The organism is Vibrio sp. V43_P6S15P86 (genome assembly GCF_009904725.1).
In the GTDB taxonomy this organism is placed as follows: domain Bacteria; phylum Pseudomonadota; class Gammaproteobacteria; order Enterobacterales; family Vibrionaceae; genus Vibrio; species Vibrio diabolicus.
In genome coordinates this window covers 1-4,326 of record NZ_WXWT01000324.1, presented here as the reverse complement: position 1 = coordinate 4,326, position 4,326 = coordinate 1, and the positions used below count along the sequence as shown (strand labels likewise).

The following is a 4,326-nucleotide window of genomic DNA, read 5'->3' as shown; positions in this document are numbered from 1 at the left end:
GACCTGAAAGAGATCGAAAAAATTGGTGCTCAGCTGGAACCTATTCTTAATAGCGTTCACGGCACCTCATCTGTATATGCGGAGCGTGTCGCGGGTGGCCGTTACGTAACGATTGATATCAAACGCCGCGCAGCTGCGAGATACGGATTGAGCATCAAAGACGTTCAGCAAGTTATCTCAACAGCTGTTGGGGGTATGAATGTTGGAGAAACCATTGAAGGCTTGGAACGCTACCCGATTAACGTCCGCTATCCGCAAGATTACCGTGACTCGGTTGTTAAACTGCAAAACCTACCACTGGTAACCCCCAACGGCGCACGCATCGCACTCGCAGACGTGGCAGATATTCGTTATGAGGATGGCCCACCGATGATCAAAACCGAAAACGCGCGTCCAAACGGTTGGGTTTTCGTGGATATCGAAGGTCGTGACCTGGGCTCATACGTCGTGGAAGCACAACAAGTAGTAGCAGATCAACTTGAATTACCTGCGGGTTATTCGCTGGCTTGGTCAGGTCAGTACGAATACATGGAACGCGCCAAAGACCGCTTAAGTGTCGTAGTACCAATCACTATTGCGATCATCATGATGCTACTTTACTTCAGCTTCCGCCGTGTAGGTGAGGTGCTGATCATCATGCTGACGCTGCCTTTAGCAATGGTTGGTGGCTTATGGCTGATGCATTATCTGAACTACAACTTCTCTATTGCCGTGGGGGTTGGGTTTATCGCCCTCGCCGGCGTTGCGGTGGAGATAGGTGTCATCATGCTGGTGTATCTCAACCAAGCGTGGCACCACCGAAAACTGGATGCAGAAGAGAAACAACGACCGCTTCAAGCGCGGGATCTTACAGACGCAATTCGCGAAGGCGCTGGCTTGCGTGTGCGGCCTGTCATGATGACCGTATTAACGGTAATCATTGGTCTTATTCCAATCATGTACGGCGAGGGAACAGGCTCTGAAGTGATGCAACGCATCGCTGCACCGATGATTGGTGGCATGGCCTCTGCCCTGCTGTTAACACTGCTTGTGTTACCCGCCATCTTCAAGCTGTGGAAACAGCGTGAAGTGAAATCAAATCAACACCAAGATAAATAACAACGAGCGCCATTATTCAGAAAATAATGGCGCGATATCTCATTGATAGTAAAGGAAATCAACATGAAAAAGACTCTTATCACTCTTGCTCTAACCATGGTATCGGGTGGCGTATTTGCTCAAATGGATAACTCAAACATGAACCACGAAAATATGGAGCATGGTCAAATGGATCACGGTTCCATGAACATGGATAAAATGCCGATGGATCATGGGAAAATGGACCACGGTAAAATGGATCATTCTGGTATGAGCGGCATGCCAGGCATGTCAGCGGTTGGTATGCCTGCAAATGGCGCAAAACCAGACAAAGTCGTTCATGTACTCTTAACAGATGATATGAAAATTACATTCAAAAAAGACGTGACAATAGAACCGGATGATGTGGTGCAATTTGTGGTAATGAATACTGGCAAAATCAATCACGAATTTACCATTGGTTCAGCAGAAGAACAGCTTAAACACCGTGAAATGATGAAAACCATGTCTGGCGATCACATGCATGACTCCGGCAATGCGGTCACAGTTGAACCAGGCAAAGCGAAACAACTCCTGTGGCACTTCCATGGCGATAAAAATGTAGAGTTCGCGTGTAATATCCCCGGTCATGCAGAAGCCGGCATGGTCAAAAAAGTGGAACTGTAGTGAGACCGGATTAACGCATTCACACGGTTCATAGACGTTAAATGTAAATACAAAAGGAGCCGATTCAGCTCCTTTTTATTTCGCCCCAAATACTAGATTATCGCATCACAAACAGCTCTTCATGATAGCGATGTTCTGTATCAAAACGATATGCCTCTAACTCTTTTTTCAGGGTTCGAGAGAATACCTCCGGCCCACAGAAATAAAACTCATAACGCGATAAGTCGCCGCATTCCTTCGCAATTCGTTCAACATTAAGGCGAGGTGAAATCGCAGTATCTATCACGTTCAGTTTCACTTGTGCCTGACGCGCGGCATTCCACAGTTCATCCACTAAATGGCTATCTAAGCCACGTGTGCAATAAAACAAATGCACTGGCGGATGTCTTTTTAACGCTTTCAATGAAGATAAGATAGCAAAGAACGACGCTATCCCGACACCACCAGCAATCCAAACTTGCAGCTTGTTGACATCAAACTCTAAACGCCCATACGGTCCTTCAACAACAACCTCATCGCCCGCTTTCACGCGCTGGTACAAATTGGTCGTGAAATCGCCTAGCTCTTTGATCAAAAAACGAATCTCTGGATCGTGCTCACCTGAAACAATCGTAAACGGATGTGGATCTTCGTTACCAAAACGAACGTAAGCAAACTGTCCTGCTTTGTGCCCTTGCCAAGGTTTTCCTTGACCGTTATTGCTTGGCGCCAAAACCAGCTCCATCACGCGCGCTTGAGGGAAGTAGCGAGTCGACACCACTTTGGCGGGATAGCGGTTCGCTCGCCCGACAAAACCGAACAAGCTGTAAGTGGCAGCCGCAGAGCCCATCAATGCAAAACCTAAAGCGACAAAATGAATGGGATCGCCCCAGTATGCATGCTTTATCAATAAGACCGAATGCAAGGCAACCATCAAATACACCACAGCCATTAAACGATGGGATAACTTAAACGGTTTGTATTTAACAACAGTCCAGAGTGACACTGCCAGCAATGCCAATAGCAAATAAAAGCCCCACTCACCTAAATCCAAGCCTACATCACGCAGTTCTTTAACCCATAACTCCAAACCAACGAAGTTATTGCCTGATGGCCCTGTTCCAGTGTGTTTTACCGGTTTTTCCAACCAACCAGCAGCAACGAGCCACTTCGGAACTTTATACATAAGCCAATGGATCACACCCAAACTGACGCCTGCTATACCTAACCACTTGTGTACTCGATATGCCTTGTCCATGCCATGAGCCCATTGCTCTATCACAGGTAAGCGCAGCGCCAGCACCATAGCAATAGACATCAAAGCTAACGACAAAACACCAGAATATTGAATAAGCGCGGAGCGCCATTGGAAGAATTGGGTCGAGGAAAGCAGTTGCGGTTCACTCATCCACCACAACACAGACACGGCGGCAATTATCATCCATACAAAATTTCGTACAGTTTTCATGAACATCACTCTCAAATTGACGACAACTCTAGTTTAGTTTTTCTAGCGTAATGCAACGTCAATATTCGTAAAGTTGAGTAAACCCACAATATACTTAAGGTCAATGACAAACTTGGAGGTATTGCGCAGAATCCTACAAAAAATCGACATGGATTTAACAGTGGTTAGAGTATTCGCTCGTTATAGTTTGCGTAACATCGCCACAGTGCGAACCAAAACCAAAATGAAGAACACGACGCATGAAAAAGTTATTTTTGTTGGCTGGGCTAATGGTTTGCTCAACCCTAAGTTACGCATCCCAACTGAATGAAGACATTTCTCTCATCGAACAACAAACCTCAAGCAGAATTGGAGTCTCGGTTTGGGATACGCAAACCGATGAGCGCTGGGATTACCGCGGCGATGAACGCTTCCCACTCATGAGCACATTCAAAACCTTGGCTTGCGCCACAATGCTAAGTGATATGGACAGCGGTAAGCTAAGTAAAAATGCGACCGCGAAAGTCGATGAGCGCAGCATCGTTGTGTGGTCTCCAGTGATGGACAAACTCGCAGGCCAAAACACACGCGTAGAGCACGCTTGTGAAGCCGCGATGTTGATGAGTGATAATACTGCTGCCAACTTAGTATTGAATGAAATCGGCGGTCCTAAGGCCGTGACAATGTTTCTGCGAACTATTGGTGATAAAGCGACGCGCCTAGATAGATTAGAACCACGTTTGAACGAAGCGACACCGGGAGACAACCGCGACACAACCACACCTAACGCCATGGTAAACACTCTGCGAACCTTGATTGAAGGAGAAACGTTGTCTTACGAGTCTCGCGTGCAATTAAAAATCTGGATGCAGGACAACAAGGTTTCAGACTCGTTAATGCGTTCAGTATTACCAACAGGTTGGTCTATCGCCGACCGCTCTGGTGCGGGTGGTCACGGTTCGCGCGGTATTAACGCAATCATATGGAAGGAAAACCATCGTCCTGTTTACATTAGTATCTATGTCACAGAAACCGAGCTATCACTTCAAGCCAGAGACCAGCTCATCGCGCAAATCAGTCAGTTGATTTTACAGAAATACAAAGATAATTAATTCACTGCTTACATATTTACTTTCCTAAGTTCACCCTCTTTGCCC

The 4,326-nt window shown here is 46.5% G+C and carries 4 protein-coding genes; 3 read left to right on the top strand and 1 reads right to left on the bottom strand.

Going from position 1 to position 4,326, the window contains the following annotated elements; translation table 11 throughout:
* Both CAG69_RS14365 and copI read left to right on the top strand, forming a co-directional pair.
* Positions 1 to 1,098 (top strand): efflux RND transporter permease subunit (locus tag CAG69_RS14365; protein ID WP_161444811.1); only part of this gene is annotated, 1,098 nt, incomplete at its 5' end.
* Between the two features lie 63 nt (positions 1,099 to 1,161).
* A complete protein-coding gene (gene copI, locus CAG69_RS14360; protein WP_005391258.1) occupies positions 1,162 to 1,743 on the top strand; it encodes a copper-resistant cuproprotein CopI in 582 nt (193 codons plus the stop codon).
* A 97-nt stretch (positions 1,744 to 1,840) separates the two neighbouring features.
* Here the strand turns inward: copI and CAG69_RS14355 are convergent, their stop codons facing one another.
* Entirely contained in the window at positions 1,841 to 3,190 is a 1,350-nt protein-coding gene (locus CAG69_RS14355) for a ferredoxin reductase family protein (RefSeq protein WP_161444809.1), read from the bottom strand.
* A 239-nt stretch (positions 3,191 to 3,429) separates the two neighbouring features.
* On the opposite strand from CAG69_RS14355, the gene CAG69_RS14350 reads away from it, so the two are divergent.
* Positions 3,430 to 4,281, top strand: coding sequence for a carbenicillin-hydrolyzing class A beta-lactamase CARB-57 (locus tag CAG69_RS14350; RefSeq protein ID WP_005391263.1), 852 nt, complete (start codon positions 3,430 to 3,432; stop codon positions 4,279 to 4,281).
* The last annotated feature ends 45 nt before the right edge of the window (positions 4,282 to 4,326 follow it).